18 protein-coding genes are annotated in these 24,229 nt (G+C 71.7%); 9 read left to right on the top strand and 9 right to left on the bottom strand.

The annotated features are described in order from the left end of the window. Nucleotides 1-249: 249 nt before the first annotated feature. Nucleotides 250-1,044, top strand: a complete 795-nt coding sequence (locus ACFFJB_RS09060; protein ID WP_376830882.1) for an SDR family NAD(P)-dependent oxidoreductase — start codon at nt 250-252, stop codon at nt 1,042-1,044. Between the two features lie 30 nt (nt 1,045-1,074). On the opposite strand, the gene ACFFJB_RS09055 is transcribed toward ACFFJB_RS09060, so the two are convergent. The 7 genes from ACFFJB_RS09055 to ACFFJB_RS09025 form a co-directional block, all read right to left on the bottom strand. Then, nucleotides 1,075-1,908, bottom strand: a complete 834-nt coding sequence (locus tag ACFFJB_RS09055) for a Cof-type HAD-IIB family hydrolase (protein WP_376830881.1) — start codon at nt 1,906-1,908, stop codon at nt 1,075-1,077. Between the two features lie 133 nt (nt 1,909-2,041). Next, nucleotides 2,042-2,554, bottom strand: a complete 513-nt coding sequence (locus ACFFJB_RS09050) for a gluconokinase (protein WP_376830880.1) — start codon at nt 2,552-2,554, stop codon at nt 2,042-2,044. Then, nucleotides 2,554-3,321, bottom strand: a complete 768-nt coding sequence (gene pgl / locus ACFFJB_RS09045) for a 6-phosphogluconolactonase (protein ID WP_376830879.1) — start codon at nt 3,319-3,321, stop codon at nt 2,554-2,556. Before pgl ends, ACFFJB_RS09050 begins: the two co-directional genes overlap by 1 nt. Before the next feature lie 65 nt (nt 3,322-3,386). After that, complete coding sequence (zwf, locus tag ACFFJB_RS09040) at nt 3,387-4,916, bottom strand: glucose-6-phosphate dehydrogenase (RefSeq protein ID WP_376830878.1); 1,530 nt, start codon at nt 4,914-4,916, stop codon at nt 3,387-3,389. After that, a complete protein-coding gene (gnd, locus tag ACFFJB_RS09035) occupies nt 4,913-5,938 on the bottom strand; it encodes a phosphogluconate dehydrogenase (NAD(+)-dependent, decarboxylating) (RefSeq protein WP_376830877.1) in 1,026 nt (341 codons plus the stop codon). Before gnd ends, zwf begins: the two co-directional genes overlap by 4 nt. A 191-nt stretch (nt 5,939-6,129) precedes the next feature. Then, nucleotides 6,130-8,964, bottom strand: a complete 2,835-nt coding sequence (locus tag ACFFJB_RS09030; RefSeq protein ID WP_376830876.1) for a bifunctional transaldolase/phosoglucose isomerase — start codon at nt 8,962-8,964, stop codon at nt 6,130-6,132. 95 nt (nt 8,965-9,059) lie between these two features. Further along, the gene (locus ACFFJB_RS09025; protein ID WP_376830875.1) at nt 9,060-9,305 is read right to left on the bottom strand and encodes a hypothetical protein; all 246 of its coding nucleotides are present in this window, start codon (nt 9,303-9,305) and stop codon (nt 9,060-9,062) included. A gap of 447 nt (nt 9,306-9,752) precedes the next feature. On the opposite strand from ACFFJB_RS09025, the gene ACFFJB_RS09020 reads away from it, so the two are divergent. From ACFFJB_RS09020 to ACFFJB_RS08990, 7 genes are all read left to right on the top strand, one after another. After that, nucleotides 9,753-10,991, top strand: a complete 1,239-nt coding sequence (locus ACFFJB_RS09020; RefSeq protein ID WP_376832615.1) for an ABC transporter substrate-binding protein — start codon at nt 9,753-9,755, stop codon at nt 10,989-10,991. A gap of 465 nt (nt 10,992-11,456) precedes the next feature. Further along, nucleotides 11,457-11,954: a MaoC family dehydratase gene (locus ACFFJB_RS09015; protein ID WP_376830874.1), complete on the top strand. Its 498-nt coding sequence runs from the start codon at nt 11,457-11,459 to the stop codon at nt 11,952-11,954. Nucleotides 11,955-12,069: 115 nt separating this feature from the next. After that, nucleotides 12,070-12,999, top strand: a complete 930-nt coding sequence (locus ACFFJB_RS09010; protein ID WP_376830873.1) for an SDR family oxidoreductase — start codon at nt 12,070-12,072, stop codon at nt 12,997-12,999. 141 nt (nt 13,000-13,140) lie between these two features. After that, entirely contained in the window at nt 13,141-14,343 is a 1,203-nt protein-coding gene (locus tag ACFFJB_RS09005; RefSeq protein WP_376830872.1) for an acetyl-CoA C-acyltransferase, read from the top strand. Between the two features lie 316 nt (nt 14,344-14,659). Further along, the gene (locus ACFFJB_RS09000) at nt 14,660-15,205 is read left to right on the top strand and encodes a hypothetical protein (RefSeq protein WP_376830871.1); all 546 of its coding nucleotides are present in this window, start codon (nt 14,660-14,662) and stop codon (nt 15,203-15,205) included. 182 nt (nt 15,206-15,387) lie between these two features. Further along, on the top strand, nt 15,388-15,786 hold the full coding sequence (locus tag ACFFJB_RS08995) for a GCG_CRPN prefix-to-repeats domain-containing protein (RefSeq protein ID WP_376830870.1): 399 nt from the start codon (nt 15,388-15,390) through the stop codon (nt 15,784-15,786). Nucleotides 15,787-16,008: 222 nt separating this feature from the next. Further along, nucleotides 16,009-17,496: a DEAD/DEAH box helicase gene (locus tag ACFFJB_RS08990; protein WP_376830869.1), complete on the top strand. Its 1,488-nt coding sequence runs from the start codon at nt 16,009-16,011 to the stop codon at nt 17,494-17,496. Between the two features lie 186 nt (nt 17,497-17,682). On the opposite strand, the gene otsA is transcribed toward ACFFJB_RS08990, so the two are convergent. Together otsA and otsB are read right to left on the bottom strand one after the other, a co-directional pair. Further along, nucleotides 17,683-19,101: an alpha,alpha-trehalose-phosphate synthase (UDP-forming) gene (otsA, locus tag ACFFJB_RS08985; RefSeq protein WP_376830868.1), complete on the bottom strand. Its 1,419-nt coding sequence runs from the start codon at nt 19,099-19,101 to the stop codon at nt 17,683-17,685. A gap of 184 nt (nt 19,102-19,285) precedes the next feature. Then, a complete protein-coding gene (gene otsB, locus ACFFJB_RS08980; protein ID WP_376832613.1) occupies nt 19,286-20,188 on the bottom strand; it encodes a trehalose-phosphatase in 903 nt (300 codons plus the stop codon). A 701-nt stretch (nt 20,189-20,889) separates the two neighbouring features. Between otsB and treS the strand changes: the two genes are divergently transcribed. Beyond that, nucleotides 20,890-24,168 (top strand): maltose alpha-D-glucosyltransferase, encoded by a 3,279-nt coding sequence (treS, locus tag ACFFJB_RS08975; RefSeq protein ID WP_376830867.1) that lies wholly within the window; start codon nt 20,890-20,892, stop codon nt 24,166-24,168. Nucleotides 24,169-24,229: the final 61 nt, after the last annotated feature.

The following is a 24,229-nucleotide window of genomic DNA, read 5'->3' as shown; positions in this document are numbered from 1 at the left end:
AGGTGTCCGGCTAGCATATTTTCGCGTCCGTGTAAGGGTAAATGTCATTCATACGCCCGGCAATGTGAATAATGCGGGCGCGGCCGCGGCCGCCGCGCGGCGCGCGCGACGTGGCCATGGCCTTGCGTGAGCGGCCGCTTTCACAGTTTGATGGCTGCTGCGGCGCCGGCGGCCGGGGTTTTCCCGTCCGCAAGAAGCGCCGGGCAAGTCGCCGCGGCCCTGCGACGCCGCGGCTGCAGGGAGAACGCCATGGGACGTCTTGAGGGCAAGAGGGCGGTCGTGACCGGCGCCGGCAGCGGCATCGGCCGCGCCAGCGTTCTGCGCTTCGCGCGCGAGGGCGCGCGGGTGGTGGCCGTGGACCGCAACGGGGAGAGCGTGCAGGAAACCGCGGCGCTGGCGCGCGCCGGAGGCTTCGAGGTGCTGGCGCTGGCCGGCGACGCCGGCGCCGACGCCGACGTGCAGGCCTTCATCGGCGCGGCGACGGAGCACCTGGGCGGCCTCGACGTGCTCTACGCGAACGCCGGCGTCAGCGGCGGCGTCGTGCCGCTGTTCGAGCAGACGGCGGAGCTGTGGCAGGAGATCCTGCGCGTCAATCTCATCGGCCCGTTCCTCGCCATCCGTTACGGCGCGCCGCACATGGTGAAGGCGGGCGGGGGCTCCATCATCTGCACCGCCTCGGTGGCGGGGCTGCGGGCCAACGCCGGCGGCAGCCCCTACAGCGCCTCCAAGGCAGGCGTGATCTCGCTGGTGCAGACCGCCGCGACGGCGCTCACCGGCACGGGGGTGCGCGTCAACGCCATCTGCCCCGGCCTCATTGAAACCGGCATGACCCGGCCGATCTTCGAAGGCGCCCGCGCGCGCGGCTCGGAGGACAGGATCGGCCAGCTCAATCCGCTGCAGCGCGCCGGCCAGCCGCACGAGATCGCCGCCATGGCGGCCTTCCTCGCCAGCGACGACGCCTCTTACGTCAACGGCCAGGCCTTCCCGGTGGACGGCGGCCTCTCCAGCTCGCTGCCTTTCGCCGGGCGCATGCACCTGCGCTGACGGCCGCCGGCGCCGGCGTGAGCGGGCGGGCTAGGACGCGCCCGCCTGGTCGAGCACGGCGTTGATGGCGGCGGCGAAGCCGTCGGCGTCATTGCCGGCGGTCACCGCGTCGGCGGCGGCCTTCGCCGCCGGCGAACCGTTGCCCATGGCCACGGCGTAGCCGGCGACGCGGAACATGGCGACGTCATTGTCCATGTCGCCGATGGCCATGATCTGCGCCGGCGGCGCGCCCATCACCCGCGCCGTCCACTCCACCGCCGTGCCCTTGCTGACGCCGGGCGGGGTGACGTCGACATAATATTTCTGCGACATGCTCACCTTGGCTCCCGCGCCGAGGCGGGCGGCGAGGCGCGCGGCGACGGCGGCCAGACGGTCATGGTCGTCGCTGACGCCGACGATCTTGCATGCTCCGTCGAGCCACGGCCGGAAATCGGGAACCACCGCCGGATCGGTCTGGATCGTGCGCCGTTCGTGCTCCACATGCGGCCCCTGCGGATCGAGGATCAGCCAGCGGCTCGCGGTGAACAGCCAGGCGCCGGTCCGCTCCCGCGCCAGCAGGTCGATGGCGGCGGCCGCCGCCTCCCGCGGTATGCGGCGGCTTTCGAGCGGGCGGCCGTCGCCGTCGGCGGCCACGGCGCCGTTGAAGCCGATGAGCGGGCCTGGCGCGTCCAGCGCCGCCGCCACATGGCGGATGCCCCAGGGCGGACGGCTGCTGGCCAGGGTGAGCCCGACGCCGGCGGCGCGCAGGCGCTTCACGGCGGCGCGGGTCGCCGGGGTCACCTCCTTGGCGGAGGTGACGATGGTGCCGTCCACGTCGGAGACGACCCAGCGCAGCGGTTGCGGAACGGGGCGGACTGGGCGCATGGCTTGCTCTCCCTGCGGCGCGGCGCGGACCTGGTCCGCCGGGCGACGGGACTGTCGCCGCGGTGCCAGCCGTCGCAGCGTCCCGGATGGGGACTGTGGCGGCAGGGCGTTGCGACCGCGCCCCCTCTGGCCTTCACAATCGCGCCAGCGCCGCGGCCACGGCCTGCCCGGGCGGGCCGGCCACGTCCACGGCGACGGCGGCTTCGTCCTTGCCTGGCGGCTCCAGCGTGGCCAGCTGGCTGTCCAGCATGGCGGCGGTCATGAAGTGGCCGCGCCGCGCCTCCAGCCGGCTGCGGATCAGCTGCGGATCGCCGTGCAGCCACACCAGACGCACGTCCGGCGCGCCGGCGCCGATGCGGTCGCGATAGGCGCGCTTCAGGGCCGAACAGGCGATCACCACCGGCGCGCCGCCGGCGCGGGCGCCGGCGATCACCGCGCGCACCCGGTCGAGCCAGGGGGCGCGGTCGGCGTCGTCGAGCGGCTGGCCGGCGCGCATCCTGGCGACGTTGCGCGGCGGATGCAGGTCGTCGCCGTCGACGAAGCGCCACGGCGGCCCGAGCCGTTCCGCCAGCAGCCGGCCGATGGTGGTCTTGCCGGCGCCGCTGACGCCCATGACCACCACCGCGGCGGGCGCGGGCGCCGCCATCAGCTCACGCCCGGGGCCGGCCGTTCCGCGTCGGCGCCGGCGGCGGCGCGGTCCAGCAGCCAGGTGAGGCAACGTTTCGCCGTGATGCGCGCCGCCGGCAGGTCGGCTCCGGCGCGCAGCCGCTCCAGCGCCGGACGCTTGTCGGCGCCGGCGACGAGGAAGGCGGTGAAGCGGCTGTCGTTCAGCGCCGGAAAGGTGAGGGTGATGCGCGGCGTGAACGGCGGCTGCCCCGCCTCCGGCACGGCCGTCGCCAGCCGGTCGGTCACGGCGAGCGCCGGCTTGCCCGGAAACAGCGAGGCGGTGTGGCCGTCGCGGCCGAGACCGCAGATCACGGCGTCGAACAGCGGCCGGCCCGGATCTTCCTCGCGGTCGCGCGCCATGGCCGCGCGCAGCGTGCGCTCATAGGCGGCGGCGCAGGCGACGATGTCGGGACCCCAGGGGATGTAATGCACCCGGCCGGCGGTCGCCGGAGCGTGGTCAAACAGCGCCTCGCGCGCCATGCGGGCGTTGCTGTCCGGGTGGTCGTGGGGCACGAAGCGGTCGTCGCCGAAATACCACTCGATCTTTTCCCACGGCAGGCGCGCGCTCCATGCGGGCGCAGCCAGCAGCGCGTACAGGCGCTGCGGCGTGGAGCCGCCGGAAAGGCACACGCGCAGCCGCCGCGCGCCTTCCGCCTCCGCGTCGGCGAGCGCCTCCAGCAGCCACAGCGCGGCGTTGGCGGCCAGGCCGTCCAGGTCGGCGGAGATGATGGTTTCCTGCAGGGCCATGGTGTCCTCCGGTGCGGCGCGCCGGCCGCCGTCGCGGCCGGCGGCGCGGTGGGGGGCGGCGCGGCTCAGGTCAGCGGCCGCCAGCTGCGCCCGTCGCGTTCGATGAGCCGGTTGGCCTCCTCGGGACCGTCGGTGCCGGCGGGATAGCTGGCGAGGTCGCGGGCGCCGTTCTTCTCGTTTTCCCGCGCCCAGGCGCGGAGAAAGGGATCCACCGCCGCCCAGCCGGCCTCCACCGCGTCCGCCCGCTGGAACAGCATGCCGTCGCCGGTCATGCAGTCATAGATCAGGGTCTCGTAGCCGGTGCTCGGCGCGGCGTCGAAGAAGTCGCTGTAGCGGAAGGTCATGTCGACGCCGCGGATCTCCAGCTCCGGTCCCGGCGCCTTGACGTTGAAATGCAGCTTGATGTGTTCGTCCGGCTGGATGCCGAGCACGAGGAAATTCTGGGCGAGCCGGTCCACCGGCGTGTTGCGGAACATGCTGATGGGCGCCTCCTTGAAGCGGATGGCCACCTCCGACTTGCGCACGCCCAGCGCCTTGCCGGTGCGCAGGTAGAACGGCACGCCGGCCCAGCGCCAGGTGTCGATCATCAGCTTCATGGCCACATAGGTTTCGGTGTGGCTGTCGGGGGCGACGTCCGGGGCGTCGCGATAGGCGCCCACCTTCTGGCCGCGCACCACGCCGGCGTCATAGGCGGCGCGCACCGAATTGCGCAGCGCTTCGGCCGGCGTGTACTGGCCGATGGCCTGCAACACCGCCGCCTTGGCGGCGCGCACGGCGTTGGCGTCAAAACGCGACGGCGGCTCCATGGCGATGAGCGACAGCAGCTGGAACAGGTGGTTGGGCACCATGTCGCGCAGGGCGCCGGTGGCGTCGTAGAACCTGCCGCGCCGGCCCACGTCCACCGTCTCCGCCACGGTGATCTGCACGTGGTCGATGTGGTTGCGGTTCCACACCGGCTCGAACAGGCCGTTGGCGAAGCGCAGCATCATGATGTTCTGCACCGTCTCCTTGCCGAGATAGTGATCCATGCGGAAGATCTGCTCCTCCTCCAGGATCTCCAGCAGGGCGGCGTTGAGCCGGCGGGCCGACTCCAGGTCATGGCCGAACGGCTTCTCCACGATCACCCGCCGCCAGGAGCGCCGGTCCTGGCGCACCATGCCGGCCTCGCCCAGCGCCGTGACGATGGGCACGAAGCCGGCCGGGGGCGTGGCCAGATAGAAGATGCGGTTGCCGCCGCAGCCCACCGTGGCGTCCACCTTCTCCAGATGGGCTTTCAGCCGCCCGAAGCTGCCTTCCTGCCCGGGGTCGGCGCGCACGTAGCTGACGTTGCGCAGCAGCCGGGCGATGGTCTTGCGGGTGAGGGGGCGCGTGGCGAATTCGCGCAGCGCCTTCTCCAGGAAATTGCGGAAGCCCTCGTCCGTCTCCTCGCCGCGGGCCACGCCGACCAGGGCGAAACTGTCCGGCAGCAGGTCCGTGGCGGCCAGATTGTACAGCGCCGGCGTCAGCAGCCGCTGGGTGAGATCGCCCGAAGCGCCGAAAATGACGAAGCAGCACGGGTCTGGCTGGGGATGTTCGCCGTGGTCGTATGCGCTCATGTGCGGCCCTCCATGCTGGCCGCGGCGAGGTCGGCGGCGCTGGGGCCGCCGGGCCGCTCCACGTGGCCGCCGAAGCCCTTGCGCATGGCCGAGAGGACCTTCTCGGCGAAGGTGTGCTCCTGGCGGGAGCGGAAACGGGCGTAGAGCGCCGCGGTGAGCACTTCGGCCGGCGTGGCCTGCTCGATGGCGGCCTGGATGGTCCAGCGGCCCTCGCCGGAATCGTCCACATAGCCGGAGAACGCGTCGAGCCGCGGATCCTGCGCCAGGGCGCTGGCGGTGAGATCGAGCAGCCAGGAGGTGATGACGCTGCCGCGCCGCCACACTTCGGCGACGTCGGCCAGATCGAAGCTGAAGCGCTCGTTCTCCGGCCGCACCGGCGAGTCGGCGGACCTGAGAATGTCGAAGCCCTCGGCGTAGGCCTGCATCAGGCCGTATTCGACGCCGTTGTGCACCATCTTGACGAAATGGCCGGCGCCGCTGGGGCCGGCGTGCAGGTAGCCCTGCTCGACGCGCGGATCGCGCCCGTCGCGCCCGGGCGTGGCGGGGATGTCGCCGCGCCCCGGCGCGAGGGCCGCGAAGATCGGGTCCAGCCGCCGCACCACGGCGGCGTCGCCGCCGATCATCATGCAGTAGCCGCGCTCAAGCCCCCACACGCCGCCGCTGACGCCCACGTCCACATAGTGCACGCCCTTCGGCCGCAGCGCTGCCGCCCGGCGCACGTCGTCGCGCCAGAAGGTGTTGCCGCCGTCGATGATCACGTCCTGCGGCGACAGCAGCTCGCCGAGCAGCCGCACGGTGTCTTCGGTGGGGCCGCCGGCGGGCAGCATCACCCATACGGCCCGTGGCGCGGCGAGTTTCGCGACGAGATCCTCCGGCGAGGCCGCCGCCGTCGCCCCCTCCGCAGCCAGGGCGGCCACTGCCTCCGCCGAACGGTCCCACACCACGCAGGCGTGTCCGCGCTGCATCAGCCGGCGCACGATGTTGCCGCCCATCCGGCCAAGTCCGATCATTCCAAGCTGCATGTCGCCAACGCCTTTCCTTCCGGCGCGCCGGCGTCGCCGCAAAAGGGCCCGGGGGCCGGCGCGCGCTGGTGATTGCCGGTAACCTGGGACCAGGCCGTTTTTGCGGCCGCCGCGTCACTTGCGCGTTACCCCTCGCTCCGCCCGTCCGGGACGGAAAAGGGCGCGGGACTGTCCGTCCCGCGCCCTGTTGTTCAGCCCGCCGCCTGCGCCAGCTGCGCCAGCGCCTTCTCCAGGTCGCCGCGCACGTGCACGCGCAGGTAACGTCGCTTCCGTTCGTCCAGCACCGCGAGATCGCCGGCGGCCTGGGCGGCGATCACCTGGCCGAAGCTGAGCCGGTGGCCTGGCACCTGCAGGTCGCGGGCCGTCTCCGCCGTGATCTGCAGGAACACGCCGGTGTTGGGTCCGCCCTTGTAGGCCTGGCCGGTGGAGTGCAGGAAGCGCGGGCCGAACCCGAGGCAGGTGGCCGCGCCATGGCGGCGCAGCAGCGCCAGCCGCAGCGCCTGCAGCAGCTCCACATGGCGGTCGTTGCGCTGGATGTAGGCGAGGATGGCGGCGTAGTCGCCCGGCCGCAGGCGGCCGAAATGCGCCGCCAGCGCGCCGGCGAGGCCGCTCTCGCGCGTGGCCGCGGCGATGGCCGCCGCGCCCTCCGCGTCGGCGTAGAGCGCGAACGGCCCGGCCTCGGCGACCGGCGCGCTTTCCGGCAGCGCGCCGGTCTCCTCGATGGCGGCGGCGAGCTCGCGGGCGCGCGCCTTGCTCGCCTCCACGTCCGGCTGGTCGAACGGGTTGACGCCGGTGACCGCCCCGGCGGTCGCCGTGGCGATCATGAAGCGGAAGAACTCCTGCACGATCCGCTCGGGCTGGGAGATGTCGATGCGCACCACCGGATGGCCCGCCTTCTCCAGCGCCTCGACGAAGGCGTCCTGGGCGAGGTTGGAGGCCTTGCGCAGCCGCAGGTAGATGAACACGCGGTCGCGGCCGTAGGCGCTGACGTCCGCCGCCGGCTCCAGGTCCACCGGGATCAGCGCCTTGCCCTGCTTGCCGGTGGATTCGGCGATCAGCTGCTCGGCCCAGGCGCCGAAGCTGCGGATGGCGGGCGAGGCGATGAGCGTCACCTTGTTGCGGCCGGCGTTCGCCGCCGCGCCGAGGGCGAGGCCGAGCTGCACGCCGGGATTGTCAGCCGGGGGCGCGTCGGCGCCGCAGGTCCACGCCATGGTGCGGACGTTGCGGATGAACTGGCGCACGTCCATGCCGATCACCGCCGCCGGCACGAGGCCGAAGCGCGACACCACCGAATAGCGCCCGCCGATGTCCGGCTGGCCGTGGAAAATCCGCCAGAAGCCGGCGCGGCGCGCCGCCTCCTCCATGGGCGAGCCCGGATCGGTGATGGCGACGAAGCGGCTGCCCACCCCGTCGCGGCCAAGGGCCGCCGCCACCTTCTCGTAGAAATAGTCGCGCAGCAGGTTGGGCTCGAGCGTCGAGCCGGACTTGCTGGCGACGATGAACAGCGTGCGCTTGAGGTCGATCTGCGACTCCACCGCGGCGATCTGGGCCGGATCCGTGGAATCGATGACGTGCAGGCGCAGGGCGCGGGCGCCGGCGCCGAAGGTCGCGGCCAGCACCTCCGGCCCGAGGCTGGAGCCGCCCATGCCGATGAGCAGCGCGTCGCGGAAGCCGAGCGAGGCCACCTCCATGTGGAAGCGGATCAGCTCCTCGGCCCGCTCGCGTTCGGTGAAGATGGCGCGCAGCCAGCCCACCCACCGGTCCTCGCCGCCGCCGGTCCACAGGGCCGGATCGCCGGCCCACAGCCGGCGCACGGCGCCGCCGGCGCGCCACTGTTCGGTGAGGGCGCCCACCTGGACGGCGAGATCCTCCGGCAGGCTCATGTGCTGGCTGTTCACCCGCTCGCCGAGGGCGGCGAGGCGCTTGCGCGCCACCGAGCCCAGCAGCTTGTCGGCGGCGTCGGCGAACAGGCGCACGCCGTCGCGCAACAGCTCCCGCGCCACCGCCTCAAGGTCGATGCCTGCGGCGGCCACGGCCTCCAGGGTCGCGGCGGCCTCGTCGAGGTCGGATTCAAGCGTGAAGGCGGCGCGGCCATGGTCGCGGAACGCGTCCATGGTGGCCGGCGGCAGGGTGTTGACGGTGTCCGGCCCGATCAGCTCGTCCACGTAGAGCACGTCGCTGTAGGCCTTGTTCTTGGCGCCGGTGGAGGCCCACAGCAGGCGCTGCGGCCGGGCGCCGGCGGCGCGCAGGTCCGCGAACCCCTCGCCGAACAGCCGCCGGTAGCGCTGGTAGGCCAGTTTTGCGTTGGCGACGGCGGTCTTGCCGCGCAGGGCGAGCAGCCGCTCCGCCTCCGCGCCGGAAGCCTTCGCCGCCGCCTGCTCCAGCAGCCGGTCCACCGCCACGTCGATGCGGCTGATGAAGAAGCTGGCCACCGAGGCGACGCCGCTGACGTCGCCGCCGCGGGCGAGACGCCCGCGCAGGCCCTCGATATAGGCCCTGGCCACCTCCTCATGGACCGTCTGCGAGAACAGCAGCGTGACGTTGACGTTGATCCCCTCGCTCACCAGCGTGCGGATGGCGGGCAGGCCCGCCGGCGTCGCCGGCACCTTGATCATCAGGTTGGGGCGGTCGACCTCGGCCCAGAAGCGGCGGGCCTCGGCGAGGGTGCCTTCGGTGTCGTCGGCGAGATAGGGCGACACCTCGAGGCTGACGTAGCCGTCGACGCCGCCGGTGGATTCATGCACCGGGCGCAGCGCGTCGGCGGCGCGGCGGATGTCCTGGAAGACCAGATGCTCGTAGAGCGCCGAAACCGATGCGTCCGAGCCGGCGAGAAACGTGGTGACGGCTGGATCGTACTCGTCGGTGTCCGCGATCGCCTTCTCGAAAATCGCCGGATTCGACGTCACGCCGCGCAGGTCGTCGTTCTCGATCAGGCGCCTGAGCTCGCCCTTCTCGATGAAACTCCGCGACAGGAAGTCCAGCCATGCAGCCTGACCGAAATCTGACAGCGTTTTGAGAGGGTTCATTCGTTCCGCTTTCTTTCGTGTCTCGCTGGAGGCGCGTGGCGACCGGCGCTGGCGCGCCGTCGACGCCGCCGCCATGCGGCGCCAGACCCACGCAATCATAACGACGGCGCGTCGCCATCAGGTTCGCGATGCGGGCTGCAGAGATAATTGTTCGCCCGGGCCAGTTCTGCAACCTCCTGACCGCGTTTCTGCCCCCGGGCCGCCGCCGCGGGGTTCAACGATGGTTTAGATTGACCGCTGGCGACGCCTGCTACAGTCTCGGTAAAAATCGGCGGATCCTGGCGCGGACGCCAGCAAATTGCGGCGTCTCCGTTGTGGTTGTCTGTCGTCTGTCGCTTCATTGTCAGTAATTCCCGGCTGTTCCGGTGCGCTTTGACCTGGGCGTCTGCTTCCGGACCCGTCCGTCGCGCCGTTGCGGCGGCGACAGTGGCGCGCGCGCCGGCGGAAACGTCCTGCGCGTTACGTCCGCCCCGCCGCGCCGCCGTCGCCGCCGCCAGCAGGGCATGTCCGGGCGCGTCTGGGGCCCTGATGGAGCCCTGCGAGGGGCGGGGTCCGGAACACGGGCGCGCGGCGCGGCCCTGGGCGGCGAGGGATCCAGGGGCGGCGGGCGCGTGGACGCAGCAGGGCGGGCGGCGGGACGCGCGACGGGGCGTCCGGCGACAAAACAGGCCGGAGGGGGCGCAGACGGCGCGCCGGCCGCAAACAGGGCCTTTCCGGTCGCGCGGCCCGTGAGGGCGCGGCCGCACGGGATCGAGATGGGAGGAAGCGTCGTGAAAACATTTCGGGGCATGAGCCGCCGCCTGTTCAGCGCCATGGCGGCGGCGTCGCTGGCGGCGCTCGGCGTGGCCGCGGCGGGCGGCGCGCTGGCGCAGAACCAGGAGCCGATCTCCATCAAGATCGGCGTGCTCAATGACCGCGCAGGCCTTTATTCCGACGTGACCGGCGAAGGCTCGGCCGTCGCCGCGCGCATGGCCGTCGAGGACTTCAGGGCCGCCGAGAAGGGCATGAAGGTTGAGGTGATCGTCGGCGACCACCAGAACAAGCCTGACGTGGGCTCCACCATCGCCCGCCAGTGGATCGACCAGGACGGCGTCGACGTCATCGCCGACGTGCCGACCTCCTCGGTGGGCCTCGCCGTGAACGAGGTGGTGCGGGAGAAGAACAGGATTTACCTGAATTCCGGCACCGGCTCCTCCGATCTCACCGGCAAGCACTGCTCGCCCAACACCGTGCACTGGACCTATGACACCGCCGCCCTCGCCAACGGCACGGCCAAGGCCATGATCCAGCGCGGCGGCGACACCTGGTTCTTCATCACCGCCGACTACGCCTTCGGCCAGGCGCTGGAGCGCGACGCCAGCAACGTCATCAAGGCCAGCGGCGGCAAGGTGCTGGGCTCGGTGAAGCATCCGCTCAACAACGCCGACTTCTCCTCGCAGCTGCTGCAGGCCCAGGGCTCGAAGGCGAAAGTCGTGGCGCTGGCCAACGCCGGCGGCGACACCATCAACGCCGTCAAGCAGGCGGGCGAGTTCGGGCTCGCCCAGGGCGGCCAGTCGCTCGCCGGCCTGCTGATCTTCTCCAGCGACATCCACTCGCTGGGCGTGAAGGCCGCCCAGGACCTGGTGCTGACCGAGGCGTTCTACTGGGACCTCAATGACAGGACCCGGGACTTCTCGAAGCGCTTCGCCGAGCGCTTCGGCGGCAAGATGCCCACCAGCGTCCACGCCGGCGTCTACGGCTCCATCCTGCACTACCTGAAGGCGGTCGAGTCCCTGAAGAGCAAGGACCCGCAGAAGGTGATGGCCAGGATGAAGGAGATGCCCATCGACGATCCGCTCGTCGGCAAGGGCTATATCCGTCCTGACGGCCGCGCCATCCACGACATGTACCTGTTCGAGGTCAAGAAGCCGGAAGAGTCGAAGGGCGAGTGGGACCTCTACAGGCTGCTGGCCACCATTCCGGGCGAGCAGGCTTTCCGGCCGATGGAGGAGGGCGGCTGCCCGCTGGTCTCCCGGAACAAGGGCTGAGGGCGCGCGCAGGAACCTGCGCGCCAGGGCCGGCGCGTCCGGAAAAGGCGCCTCCGCCGCCTGCCCCCGGCCCGGGCGGCCGGGCGGGCGGAGCATGAAACAGGGCGGCGGGCCGGCGCGGGCCTGTCCGGCGCCCGCCGCTGGAGCTGTCTGCGGAGAACTTCCGGCTCCCGCCGGCCATGCCGGGGAGCCGGCGTTTTTTTTGCAGGGGAGGCCGGCGCCGTCCGCGGGCAAGGACGGCTTGCAGGGCGGGGGCATGCGTGGTCAGCTGGCCGTGCTCCGCCGGCGGGCGCGGCCGCCGCGGACCGGGACGGCTGCGGCTGGACCCGGCTTTTCGCATATCTTATGCACGGGGCCGGCGCAGGGACCGCGAGGACCCGCCCGCAGGCCGCGCTCCACGGGCGCGGCGGACAGAACAGACCCTACAGGCCGCCCCGCGCGGAACGGTCAGGGAGGAGAAGTGACATGACCAATGCAACGGCCGGCGCTGCGTCTGCTGGCGCCAGGGCAGAGCTTACCCCGGAAGAGCTGGAGGCGATGGTCGGCAAGGAGATCGGCGTCTCCCGCTGGATCGAGATCGACCAGAACCGCATCAACCAGTTCGCCGACGTCACCGAGGACTGGCAGTTCATCCACGTCAATCCGGAAGCGGCGGCGAAAACGCCGTTCGGCTCCACCATCGCCCATGGCTTCCTCACCATGTCGCTGATGGTGCCGATGTCCTATGACGTGCTGCCCGGCATCAAGGGCCGCGTCATGGGCGTGAACTACGGCCTGGACAAGCTGCGCTTCCTTGCGCCGGTGAAGGTCGGCAAGCGCGTGCGCGGCCGCTTCGTCCTGAAGGAGTGCACCCGCAAGGCGCCCAACCAGATCCTGCTCAAGCATGAGGTGACGGTGGAGATCGAGGGCGAGCAGAAGCCGGCGCTCATCGCCGAGTGGCTCGGCATGAGCTTCCTCGCCTGAGCCGGCGCCGCCGCGTCAGGGAAAAAACCGGCCGCGGCGCCGCCTGCCGGCGGGCCGCGGCGCGAAGAAAAAGGGCCGCGGCAGAGCGGCCGATGGACCCAGGGACAGAATCCAGATGAGCATCCGTTTTGACAACCGCGTCGCCATCGTCACCGGCGCGGGCAATGGCCTTGGCCGGTCGCACGCGCTGGCGCTCGCCGCGCGCGGCGCGAAAGTGGTGGTGAACGACTTCGGCGGCGCCCGCGACGGCACGGGCGGCTCCTCCGAGGCCGCCCTGAAGGTGGTGGAGGAGATCGTCGCCGCCGGCGGCGAGGCCATCGCCAACGGCGCCGACGTCTCCAGCCGCGAGCAGGTGGACGCCATGGTCGCCAGCGCCATGGAGAAGTGGGGCCGCGTAGACATCCTCATCAACAACGCCGGCATCCTGCGCGACAAGACCTTCGCCAAGATGTCGCTTGACGACTTCTGGAAGGTGGTCGACGTTCACCTCATGGGCTCGGTCAACTGCACCAAGGCGGTGTGGGAGATCATGCGTGAGCAGAACTACGGCCGCATCCTGTTCACGGCGTCGGCCTCGGGCATCTACGGCAACTTCGGCCAGGCCAACTACGGCGCCGCCAAGGCCGCGATGATCGGCCTGATGAACGTGCTGCACCTGGAGGGCGCCTCGAAGAACATCCGCGTCAACACCCTGGCTCCGGCCGCGGCGACGCGCATGACCGAGGAGCTGATGCCCCCGCAGATGCTGGAGATGATGAAGCCCGAGATGATCTCGCCCGGCGTGCTCTATCTCGTCAGCGATGACGCGCCGTCGAAGGTGATCATGGAGGCGGCCGCCGGCGTTTACGCCCAGACCCGCATCTACCAGACCCGCGGCGCCTACCTGAAGCCCGCGGACAACACCCCTGAGGGCGTCGCCGCCAGCTGGGCGAAGATCACCAGCCCCGAGGGCCAGCGCGAGGTCAGCGGCGCCGGCGAGCAGAGCGCCAACTTCCTCGCCCTCGCCGCCGAGGCCCAGGGCGTGCAGCTGCCCCCGCGCGGCTGAGCCGTCCGCGCGGCGTCAGCTGCGCCGCGCGTTCGCCGAACGGGGCGCCGGTTCGCGCCGGCGCCCTGATCCGGGCCGGCCCGGCGCCGCGCCCCGGCGCATGACGACAACAACTGACAGCCCCGTTTGCTGGAGGACGCCATGAGAGAGGCAGTCATCGTTTCAACGGCGCGCACCCCGATCGGCAAGGCCTATCGCGGCGCGTTCAACGACACGCAGTCCCAGGAGCTGGGCGGTCACGCCATCCGCCATGCGGTGGCACGCGCCGGCGTGGATCCGGCCGAAATTCAGGACGTGGTGATGGGCGCGGCCATGCAGCAGGGCGCCCAGGGCCTCAACCTCGCCCGCCAGTGCGCCATGCGCGCCGGCCTGCCGGTCACCGTCGCCGGCATGACGCTGGACCGGCAGTGCGCCTCCGGCATGATGGCCATCGCCACCGCCGCCAAGCAGATCATCCATGACGGCATGGACGTCGTCGTCGGCGGCGGCCTCGAATCGATTTCGCTGGTGCAGAACGAGCGCCAGAACCAGTACCGGGCGCGCGATCCCTGGCTGGTGGAGCACATGCCCGCCCTCTACATGTCCATGCTGGAGACGGCGGAGATCGTCGGCGAGCGTTACGGCGTCTCCCGCGAGGCGCAGGACCGCTACGCCGTCCAGTCCCAGGAGCGCACCGCCGCCGCCCAGGCCGCCGGGAAGTTCGACGACGAGATCGTGCCGCTGCCCTCGGTGATGAAGGTTCAGGACAAGGCCACCGGCGAGGTCAGGGAAGTCTCCGTCACCCTGGAGAAGGACGAGGGCAACCGCCCCGGCACCACTTACGAGAACCTGGCGCAGCTGCAGCCGGTGTTCAGGAACGGCATGGTGATCCGTGAGGGCAGGCACGTCACCGCCGGCAACGCCTCGCAGCTCTCGGACGGCGCCTCCGCCTCGGTGCTGATGGAGGCGAAGCTGGCCGAGAAGCGCGGCCTGCAGCCGCTGGGCGTCTATCGCGGCGTCGCCGTGGCCGGCTGCGAGCCGGACGAAATGGGCATCGGCCCGGTGTTCGCCGTGCCGAAGCTGCTGAAGCAGCACGGCCTGACCATCGACGACATCGGCCTGTGGGAGCTGAACGAGGCGTTCGCCGTGCAGGTGGTTTACTGCCGCGACCGGCTGGGCATTCCCGACGAGCGCCTGAACGTCAACGGCGGCGCCATTTCCATCGGCCATCCCTATGGCATGTCCGGCGCGCGCATGGTCGCCCACGCCCTGATCGAGGGCAAGCGCCGCGGCGTGAAATATGTGGTGTGCACCATGTGCGTCGGCGGCGGCATGGGCGCGGCCGGCCTGTTCGAGGTCGTCTGATCCGGCCTGTCGGACATGTCCGTTGACGGACGCCGGCCGCCCCGGGCGGCCGGCGTCCGCGTCTGTTTCGCCCGGATGTCCGCTCCCGCGTGAATCCGGACTTTTGTCCTTGCGCGCGGCGGGCGCGGGTGGGATCGTGGTCCTGTCCGCGGGCGCACGGCGCGCGGATGTCCGGCCCGGCGGGCCGGACGGGTGAAGACGCCACGCCGCCAGGGGCGCCGCCATGGTCATGCGCGGCGCCGGGGGCGGGCCGGCCGGCCCGGAGCCGGACGGCTGGTCCGCTGGCGGCGGAGACGACCGCAGGGAGAACGCGCAGATGAGCGGCGCGCAGCTGGATTTTGGCCCGGAGCGCGATGGCGCGCGCCGTTTCTGGATGAGCCTGGCGCCCTATGTGGCCATGCTGCTGCTGGTGTTCGCCGGCATGGCGTTCACCAGCCTGTCGCCGGCGTCGTCGGCGCTGTACTGGCAGATCACGGCGGTGATTTTCGCCGGAACCTGCATCCTCAGCGAATGGAGCGGCGCGCCCAAAGGCGAGCGCCTGTCCATGGCGGTGCGCCAGGCGCTGCACTGGCTGGTGGTGATCGTCGCCATGCGCGTGCTGTTCTATGACGACGTGCTCTCGGCGATGACGCCCATGGCCCTGGGCCTGGCGGTGCTCGGCCTGCTGGCGATGGGAACGCTGCTCGCCGCCATTCACCTCGCTTCGTGGCAGATCGGCGTGGTGGGCGCGCTGCTGGCGCTGGGGCTGCCGGCGGCGCTGTGGCTGGAGCGGGTGTCGCTGCTGGTGACGGCGGCCGCGGTGGTGGCGCTGGCCATCGCCGGCGGCTGGTTCTGGCAGAAGCGCAAGCTCCAGGGCCCCTGAGCGGGGCGCGCGGCGCGCTTCCTGCGGCCCGCCGCCGCAGGGCGCGGCGATTGTGGCGCCGGAGGGGCGCGGCCGGGCGCGGCGGCCGGCCCGGAATGGTTTTTCGCCCGTTTTTCACGACCGCGTAGCGGCGCCGGAACGGCATATTTTCGTCAACCACTGTCGTGTAACCTTGCAGCTGCATGACGGCGCCGGCGTCATCGCCGACCTGTCGCAACGGGAGGTCACATATGACAGCTCTGAAACGGCTGCTGTTTTCCGCGTTCGCCTCCGCCGCTCTCGTCGCCGCTGCCGAAGCCGCGCCGGCGATTCCTGCGCCGCATGGCGTCAGGGTTCCCGGCGTTGAACTCGTGGCGCAGGGGTGCGGTCCGGGCTGGGCCCGCGACCCGTGGGGCTACTGCCGTCCATACCGTTATCTTCCGCCGCCGCCTCCGCCGCCGCCGTGGCGTTATGGCCCTCCGCCGCCGTGGCGTTATGGCCCGCCTCCGCCGCCGCCGTGGCGTTACGGTCCGCCGCCGCCGCGGCGCTATGGCCCGCCGCCGCCTCCGCCGCGGCGTCCGCCTCCGCCGCCGTGGCGCTGAGCCCGGCGCGGCGCAGGCGCGGGCGATTGTCCTTGACTTTGCGCCGCAACGGGCGCTACATCCGCGCCGTAGCCGCCTGTGGCGGCCTCCGGCGTGCGTGCCGCCGTGCGCGGAGCAGTCTGGCTCCGCCCCGCCGACGCCCAGTTCCTGGACGCCCCACACGCAGGGCGCTCCGCAACGGCTCCCGTCCATGGCGACGCGGATGCCCCGAAAGTTTCTGCATTGACATCATTTACGGACCTCGGCCTTGCTGAGCCGATCCTCGCGGCGCTGGCTGAAGAAGGCTACGTCGCGCCCACGCCGATTCAGGCGCAGGCCATCCCCCATGTGCTTGCCGGCCGTGACCTGATGGGCATCGCCCAGACCGGCACCGGCAAGACCGCCGCCTTCACCCTGCCGCTGCTGCACCGTCTCGCCGCCAGCGGCGGGCGCGCCGCCCCCGGCCAGTGCCGGGCGCTGATCCTCTCGCCGACGCGCGAGCTGGCCAGCCAGATCGCCGACTGCGCCCGCGCCTACGCCCGCCACCTGCGAGTCAGCGTCGGCGTGGTGTTCGGCGGCGTGTCGCACGGCCCCCAGGCGCAGATGCTGCGCCGCGGCCCCGACATTCTCGTCGCCACGCCCGGCCGCCTGCTCGACCACATTGCGGAAGGCGCGCTCTCGCTCGCCGGCGTGGAGGCCTTCGTGCTTGATGAGGCCGACCAGATGCTGGACATGGGCTTCATCCACGCCATCCGCAAACTGGTGAAGGCGCTGCCGCCGCGGCGCCAGACGCTGTTCTTCTCGGCCACCATGCCGAAGGAGATCGCCGCGCTCGCCGCCGACCTGCTGCACAATCCCGAGCGCGTGGCCGTGGCGCCGGTGTCCAGCACCGCCGAGCGGGTGACGCAGAAGGTGATTTTCGTCGACGGCGCCCGCAAGCGGGCGGAGCTGGCCCATGTGCTGGCCCATGAGTGCGACGGCCGCACCCTGGTGTTCACCCGCACCAAGCACGGCGCCGACCGCGTTGTCCGCCACCTGCAGGCGGCCGGCCTTGCGGCGGCGGCGATCCACGGCAACAAGAGCCAGGGCCAGCGCCAGCGCGCCCTCGACGGGTTCCGTGACGGAACCACGCGCATCCTCGTGGCCACCGACATCGCCGCCCGCGGCATTGATGTGGACGGCGTCACCCACGTGATCAATTTCGAGCTGCCCAACGTGCCGGAAACCTATGTGCACCGCATCGGCCGCACGGCGCGGGCGGGGGCGAGCGGTTCGGCCATCTCCTTCGTCGACCAGGAGGAGCGGCCGCTGCTGCGCCAGATCGAAAAGCTGACGCGCCAGTCGATTCCGGTCGCGCCCTGCGCCGCCGCGCACGTCGAGCTGCCGCCCGAGCCGCCGCGTCCGCCGCGCCAGCCGCAGCAGCAGCGCCGCGGCCAGCCGCGCGGCGGGGCCAGCGGGCGCAACGGCGCCGCGCGCGACGGCGAGCGCCGCGCCGCCCGGCCGGCGGCCGGGCGCCAGCAGCGCGAGCCGCAGCAGCCCCCGGCCCGGGGCGAGGGCCGCAACGACCATGCCCGCCCGGCCGCCGCGGAGGCGCGCGGCCAGCGCCGGCCGCATCCCGGCCAGGCGCCGCGCGGCCGCGAGGGCGCGCCGGCGGCGCGCCGCGACGCCCGCAGCGAGGGCCGCGGCGAGGAGCTGGCCTCGCTCGGCTTCATGAGCCCGCGCGGCGTCTGATCGCGCCCTTTCCTGTCCGCAGACGCAAGGCGCGCCGGTCCCTGTCGGGGCCGGCGCGCCTTGCGCATGTGGTCATGGATGTAGCGGGGGCGCCTGCTTGCTTCCGCAGGCGCTCGCGGGGACCGGGGCGAACATGCGTCCGTGCGCCCCGCGGGCCGGGGCGGGCGCCGCGCCCGCGCGCCGCGCTCACATGAACATGGTGCGCAGGTTGGCGACGAGGCCGCGGCGGGCCTGGCTCATCTCCAGGGCGTCGAGGAACTCGTTGGCCCAGGCGGCGATGTCCTGGCTCTCCACCACGCGCATCATGCGCAGGTAGCGCGCCCTGCGCTCCTCCAGCGGCATTTCCAGCGCCTGGCGGATGGCCTGGGCCACGCCCTCGATCTCGTGCGGATTGACCACCAGCGCGCCCTCGCGCAGCTCCCGCACCGCCCCGGCGAAGCGCGACAGGATGAGCACGCCTGGATCTTCGGGATCCTGCGAGGCCACATATTCCTTGGCCACCAGGTTCATGCCGTCGCGCAGGGGCGTCACCAGCCCCACCCGGGCGCACCGGTAGATGGCGGCCAGCGCCGTGCGCGAATAGCTCTGGTTGATGTAGCGGATGGGCGTCCACGACACGTCGCCCCAGGCGCCGTTGATGTGGCCGACCTTCTCGCTGACCTGCCGGTCCATCTCCATGTATTCGGGGATGTCGGAGCGGCTTTTGGGGGTGATCTGCACGTAGCTGACGCGGCCGCGCCACCGGGCGTTTTCGGCCAGGAACTGCTCATAGGCGTCCAGACGTCCGGCGATGCCCTTCGAGTAGTCCAGCCGGTCGACGCCGATGATCATGGCGGCGTCGCCGAGGCTGGCCTTCAGCTCGCGCATGAAGCGGGTGGCCGCGCCGCGACGCGCCGCCTTCTTCATGAAGGCGGCGTCGATGCCGACCGGGAAGGCGCCGAGATGCACCCGCCGCCCGCCGATGTCGAAGCGCGCGGCCCCGGCGCGGCCGGCGGCCCCCGCCTCCTGCAGGTAACGGGCGAAATTGTCCCGGTCATTGGGCGTCTGGAAGCCCACAAGGTCGAAATCCACCAGCGCGCCCACCACCTCGGCGTGGTGCGGCAGCGCCTGCAGGATCTCCGGCGGCGGCAGCGGAATGTGCAGGAAAAAGCCCATGCGGTTCTGGTGCCCGCGCCGCCGCAGGAAGCGCGCCAGGGGCATCATGTGATAGTCGTGCACCCAGACCACGTCGTCCGGCTGCAGCATGTCGGACACCTGCGCTGCGAACCACTCGTTGACGCGCAGGTAGCCGGAGAGGTCGAGGCGGGAGAATTCCGCCAGGTCCACCCGGTAATGCAGGATCGGCCACAGCACCCGGTTGGCGAAGCCGCTGTAATATTCCTGGAAATCCGCCGCCGACAGGTCGGTGACGGCGTACTGCACGCCCCCGTGCTCGAGAAACTCCGGCCGGCTGTCAGGCTGGTCGGACACCCGCCCGCTCCAGCCGTACCAGACTCCCGGCCGGTTTTTCAGCGCGGCGCGCACCGCCACCGCCAGGCCGCCGGCCTGGGGTTTTCCGTCCGTGGGCAACGCAACCCGGTTTGATACGACAATCAGGCGCGACAACAGTCTCCTCCTCCTGTTTCGCGGGGGGCCCGCCGGCTGGCGCGCGCCCCGTCTCCTGTGGTTGCGGCGCCCGGAGCGAATCTCCGCAGGGCCGTATGTTTCGCCCTGGCCGCAACCGCGACGCCGGCTGCGGCGGCGCATGTCCGCTCGGTCGCGACGCCCGTTTGCGGCGTCGCCGCGCCAGTCAGCCCCGCGCGGCCACGCGGCCGAACGCCGGCTGCGGCGCCGCGCCGGCGGCCCCTTCGCCGGCCTCAGCCGCGACCGGGCCGGCCGCGGCGTCGTCATTGCCGGGCGCGCCGGTCTGCTCCTGCGCCGTCCGGGCGGGCGCGGCCGGCCGCGCCGCGGCGTCCGCGGCCTTGCGCGCCTCGGCATGGAGCCAGGCGCGCACCTCGGCGGCGTCGCCGAAGCGCCGGCGGGCGGGGCCGAGGTCCCGGCCCACCGCCCAGGCGCGGCCGCCATGCCGGATCGCCGCGCGGAAGCCGGCGATGTCGGTGATGTCGTCGCCGATGAACAGCGGCCGGCGCCCGGCGAACGGCGGCTGGCGCATGAAGGCTTCGACGGCCGCGCCCTTGTCGGTGTCGGCCCGCTTGATCTCGTAAACCAGTCGCCCGGGCAGGATGGTCAGTCCGGTCTCGCCGCTGCGGGCGATCAGGCTTTCCAGCTCGTGGCGCAGGGCGGGGCCCAGGGTCGGCGCGCCCCGGTAATGCACGGCGACGCACAGGCCCTTGTCTTCGATGAGCAGGCCCCGGTGCGTGGCGCCGAGGCGCGTCACATGACGCATGATGGTTTCCGGCAGCCGGCCGGCGGCGGCCATGAAAATGTCGCCGCCGGGCAGGAGCCGCAGCTCGCCGCCATGGCAGCCCGCCGCCCGCGGCTTCAGGTCGCCGAACAGGCGGTCGATGTCGCGGATGGCGCGCCCGCTCACCAGCGCCAGCGCGCCGCCGGCGCGCCGGGCGAGCGCCCGCAGGCTGTCCTTCAGCGTGGCCGGCACGCTCACGTCGCCAGGACGGGCGGCGATGTCGAGCAGGGTGCCGTCTATGTCCAGAAACAGGGCTTCGCTTTCACCATCAAACGCCAGATCGTCCATTGTCACGCCGGATCAGCCTTGCGCCGGCCGCCGTCCGCCGTCGCAAGGGCCTCCAGCCCCCTGTGCTTGCAGGCCGGCGCGAGACGGCCGCCCCTGCGGGGCGCGCGCCCCCGGACAGGCCGGCGGATGCGGCGCGTGAAGTCTCGCGTAACGGCCAAGGTTGACGGCCATGGGCCAGCGGCGTCGCCGCAAATCATCCGGAGAACGGACCGGCGGGCCGGCGGCTCCGGAAAGCAGCCTGTGGTCCGCTGGCGCAGGCGCCCGCGAGGCGGGCGCTGGTTGAGACGCCCGCCAGACGGACGCTCCGGCTGGAGACGCCGCCACGGGCGCGCTCCGGCCGCGGGCCCAGGCCCCGGGGGAAAGGCTCCCCGGGGTACGAACCCCCACGACAAAGTTTTGTTCCCTGGCCGTCCGCGTCAAGGCCGGGGCGGCGTCCTGTCGCGCCGCGGCGCCGCAAAAACAGGCGCGCGGCTCTCTCGCGGGGCGGATGTTCGCCGCGTCGCCATGGACCTTTCGCCAGAATTAGGCTGCATTTGACTTGCAGCCTCCCGCTCCGGCGCAGCGAAACGCGCCTGTCACAGGCGTGATTTGTGGCGCCGGTCGCCAGATGGGAGTGTCGCGACCGTCAGGACGGGACGAGAAGCCCGTCCTTCTCCGTCCTCCCCCGACGGTCCGCGGCGGCCGCAACACAAGGGCGTGGCATGATCAATCGCGATGACATCCACTGGTATCGTGAAGCCATCATCTACCAGGTGCACGTCAAGTCGTTCTTTGACTCCAACAATGACGGCGTGGGCGATTTCGCCGGACTGACGGCCCAGCTCGATTACATTCGCGATCTCGGCGCGACCGCCATCTGGGTGATGCCTTTCTATCCCTCGCCGCTGAAGGACGACGGCTACGACATCGCCGATTATCACAACATCAATCCCGCCTATGGCGACATGGACGACTTCCGGCGCTTCATTCACGAAGCGCACGCCCGCGGCCTGCGCGTGATCACCGAGCTGGTCATCAACCACACCTCCGACCAGCATCCCTGGTTCCAGCGGGCCCGCCACGCGCCGCCCGGCTCGCCCGAGCGCGACTTCTACGTCTGGTCGGACACCGACGAGCGCTACAGGGACGCCCGCATCATCTTCTGCGACGTGGAGAAGTCCAACTGGACGTGGGACCCGGTGGCCGGCGCCTATTACTGGCACCGCTTCTACTCCCACCAGCCAGACCTCAATTTCGAGAATCCGGCGGTGCTGCAGGCGGTGCTGCAGATCATGGAGCACTGGTTCGAACTGGGCGTGGACGGGCTGCGCCTCGACGCCATCTCCTATCTGGTGGAGGAGGAGGGCACCAGCTGCGACAATCTCCCCGGCACCCATGAGGTGATCCGCAAGATCCGCGCCTTCATCGACGCGCGCTATCCGGACCGCATGCTGCTGGCCGAGGCCAACCTGTGGCCGGAGGGCATCGCCGCCTATTTCGGCAGGGGCGACGAGTGCCACATGGCGTTCCACTTCCCGCTGATGCCGCGCATGTACATGGCCGTGGCCAGCGAGGAGCGTCACCCCATCACCGACATCATGCGCCAGACGCCGGAGCTGCCCGATCACTGCCAGTGGGCCATCTTCCTGCGCAACCATGACGAGCTGACGCTCGAAATGGTGACCGAAAAGGAGCGCGATTACCTCTGGAAGACCTACGCCGCCGACGCCCGCGCCCGGCTCAACCTCGGCATCCGCCGCCGCCTCGCGCCGCTGCTGGAGAACGACCGGCGCAAGATCGAGCTGCTCAACAGCCTGCTGCTCTCCATGCCCGGCACGCCGGTGATCTATTACGGCGACGAGATCGGCATGGGCGACAACATCTATCTCGGCGACCGCGACGGGGTGCGCACCCCCATGCAGTGGTCGCCGGACCGCAACGGCGGCTTCAGCCGCGCCGATCCGGCCCGGCTGGTGCTGCCGCCGGTGCAGGATCCGGTCTACGGCTTTGAGGCCGTGAACGTGGAGAGCCAGCGCCGCAACCCCTCCAGCCTGCTCAACTGGATGCGGCGCATGGTGGCCGTGCGGCGCAACACCCGCGCCTTCGGCCTTGGCTCCATGCGCTTCATCTATCCGGAGAACCGGCGCATCCTCGCCTATGTCCGCGCCTTTGAGGACGAGACCATCCTGTGCGTCTGCAACCTCTCGCGCGCGCCCCAGGCGGCGGAGATGGACCTCTCCGAGTTCGCCGGCTGGCGGCTGGTGGAGATGACGGGCGGCGCCGTGTTCCCGCCGGTGACCGAGCTGCCGTACCAGATCACCCTGCCGGCCTACGGCTTCTACTGGTTCCGCCTGCAGAAGGTCACCGCCGCCGAGGAGGCCTACAGCCCGCGCCCCGTGCCGGAGCTGTTCACCCTGATCCTCACCGGCCGGCCGCAGGAGCTGCTGGACGGCCGGGAAGGCGAGGCGCTGACCCGTGAGGCGCTGCCGCGCTATCTGGCCAGCCGCCGCTGGTTCCCGGGCCGGCGCCGGCGCATAGCCGCCACCGCGGTGGCCGACGCCGCCCCCGCGCCCGGCGCCGTCGACGACTGGCGCTACCTGCTCACCCTGGTGGACGTCACCCTGCGCGACGGCTCGAAGCAGCAGTATTTCGTGCCCATGGCGGTGAACGAGGAGGCCGACAGCGAGGCGCTGCTGCCCTACGCCGTGGCTCGGCTGCGCCGCGGCTCGCGCATGGGCGTGCTGCACGGGGCGGAGGCCGCGCCCGAATTCATCATCGACATGGTGCAGGGCATGCGCTGCGGCGCCCGCGTGCCCACCCGGGCCGGCGGCTTCGTCGAGTTCCGCAGCGGCGGCGGCCTTGCCGACGCGCCGGCGCTCGATCCGGCCGACATGTCGCGCATGGGTCTCGAGCAGAGCAACACCTCCATGGCGCTGGGCGCGCGCATGGTGCTGAAGTTATACCGGCGCCTGCAGCACGGCGTGCATCCGGAGGAGGAGATGTGCCGCTACCTCACCGAGGTCGCCGGCTTCGCCCACACGCCGCGCTACCTCGGCAGCGTGCGCCATGTGGCGGCGGACGGAACCGTCACCATGCTGGCGCTGCTGCAGGAGTACGTCCGCAACCAGGGCGACGCCTGGCGCGTGGCCAGCGACGTGATGCTGCGCGAGATCGAGCATCTCTCCATGCTGCCGGTGGCGGACCGGCCGTCGGCCGACGAGGCCTTCGCCTCCTTCGGCCATTACGCCGCCATCATCGGCCAGCGCGTCGGCGAAATGCACCGCGCCCTGGCCCGGCCCTCGCCGGATCCGGACTTCAGTCCGGAGCGGCTGGACGGCGCCGGCGTCGACCTGATCGCCCGCGAGGCCCACGAGGAGGCAGCCCGCGCCTTTGACGGGCTGCGCGGCCTGCTGGCCTCGCCGGACCGTTCGCCGGCGCTGGCCCGCCTGCGCGAGCTGGCCACGCGGCTCGTGGCCCGCGAGGGCGAATGCCGCGAGCTGATCGACGCCCTGGCCGGGGCCGAGCCCGCCGGCCTCGCCATCCGCATCCACGGCGACCTCAACCTGCGGAATTTCCTCATCAATCATGGCGACGTCACCATCATTGACTTTGAGGGCGTTCCCGGGCGGCCGGTGGACCAGCGCCGGCGCAAGACCACGCCGCTGCGCGACGTGGCCGACCTGCTGCGCTCCATGGCCTATGTCACCGAAACCGTGCTGAGCCACGTCAGCCAGCGCATTCCGCACATGGACGACGCGCTCGCCGCCTCGGCGCGGCGCTGGGGCGAAATGGCCATGGCGGCGGCCCTGGAGAGCTATGACCGCGCCGTGGCCGGCTCTGACGTCGCCATCGCCGACGGCGCCGCCCGCGCCCGGCTGCTGCGCCTGTGCCTGCTGGCGCGCTCGCTGCTGGAGATCAGTCACGAACTGGAGACCCGCCCCGACTGCCTGCACATTCCCGTGCGCGGCGTGCTCGACCTGCTGGACGAGAACGAGGTCTGAGCCGCCGGCGGCGCGCCGTCTGCCGGGCGGCGGCGCGCGCAGCGCCCGTCGCCGTGATTTT

The sequence above is a fragment of the Camelimonas abortus genome (assembly GCF_042432745.1).
GTDB lineage: Bacteria > Pseudomonadota > Alphaproteobacteria > Rhizobiales > Beijerinckiaceae > Camelimonas > Camelimonas abortus.
This window is presented reverse-complemented; position numbering and strand designations above follow the sequence as displayed.

Bases quoted from the DNA above. Each gene is read 5' to 3' on its own strand.
- ACFFJB_RS09060 (WP_376830882.1), top strand. From the start codon at position 250: ATGGGACGTCTTGAGGGCAAGAGGGCGGTCGTGACCGGCGCCGGCAGC.
- ACFFJB_RS09055 (WP_376830881.1), bottom strand. From the start codon at position 1,908: ATGCGCCCAGTCCGCCCCGTTCCGCAACCGCTGCGCTGGGTCGTCTCC.
- ACFFJB_RS09050 (WP_376830880.1), bottom strand. From the start codon at position 2,554: ATGGCGGCGCCCGCGCCCGCCGCGGTGGTGGTCATGGGCGTCAGCGGC.
- pgl (WP_376830879.1), bottom strand. From the start codon at position 3,321: ATGGCCCTGCAGGAAACCATCATCTCCGCCGACCTGGACGGCCTGGCC.
- zwf (WP_376830878.1), bottom strand. From the start codon at position 4,916: ATGAGCGCATACGACCACGGCGAACATCCCCAGCCAGACCCGTGCTGC.
- gnd (WP_376830877.1), bottom strand. From the start codon at position 5,938: ATGCAGCTTGGAATGATCGGACTTGGCCGGATGGGCGGCAACATCGTG.
- ACFFJB_RS09030 (WP_376830876.1), bottom strand. From the start codon at position 8,964: ATGAACCCTCTCAAAACGCTGTCAGATTTCGGTCAGGCTGCATGGCTG.
- ACFFJB_RS09025 (WP_376830875.1), bottom strand. From the start codon at position 9,305: ATGAAGCGACAGACGACAGACAACCACAACGGAGACGCCGCAATTTGC.
- ACFFJB_RS09020 (WP_376832615.1), top strand. From the start codon at position 9,753: ATGAGCCGCCGCCTGTTCAGCGCCATGGCGGCGGCGTCGCTGGCGGCG.
- ACFFJB_RS09015 (WP_376830874.1), top strand. From the start codon at position 11,457: ATGACCAATGCAACGGCCGGCGCTGCGTCTGCTGGCGCCAGGGCAGAG.
- ACFFJB_RS09010 (WP_376830873.1), top strand. From the start codon at position 12,070: ATGAGCATCCGTTTTGACAACCGCGTCGCCATCGTCACCGGCGCGGGC.
- ACFFJB_RS09005 (WP_376830872.1), top strand. From the start codon at position 13,141: ATGAGAGAGGCAGTCATCGTTTCAACGGCGCGCACCCCGATCGGCAAG.
- ACFFJB_RS09000 (WP_376830871.1), top strand. From the start codon at position 14,660: ATGAGCGGCGCGCAGCTGGATTTTGGCCCGGAGCGCGATGGCGCGCGC.
- ACFFJB_RS08995 (WP_376830870.1), top strand. From the start codon at position 15,388: ATGACGGCGCCGGCGTCATCGCCGACCTGTCGCAACGGGAGGTCACAT.
- otsB (WP_376832613.1), bottom strand. From the start codon at position 20,188: ATGGACGATCTGGCGTTTGATGGTGAAAGCGAAGCCCTGTTTCTGGAC.
- treS (WP_376830867.1), top strand. From the start codon at position 20,890: ATGATCAATCGCGATGACATCCACTGGTATCGTGAAGCCATCATCTAC.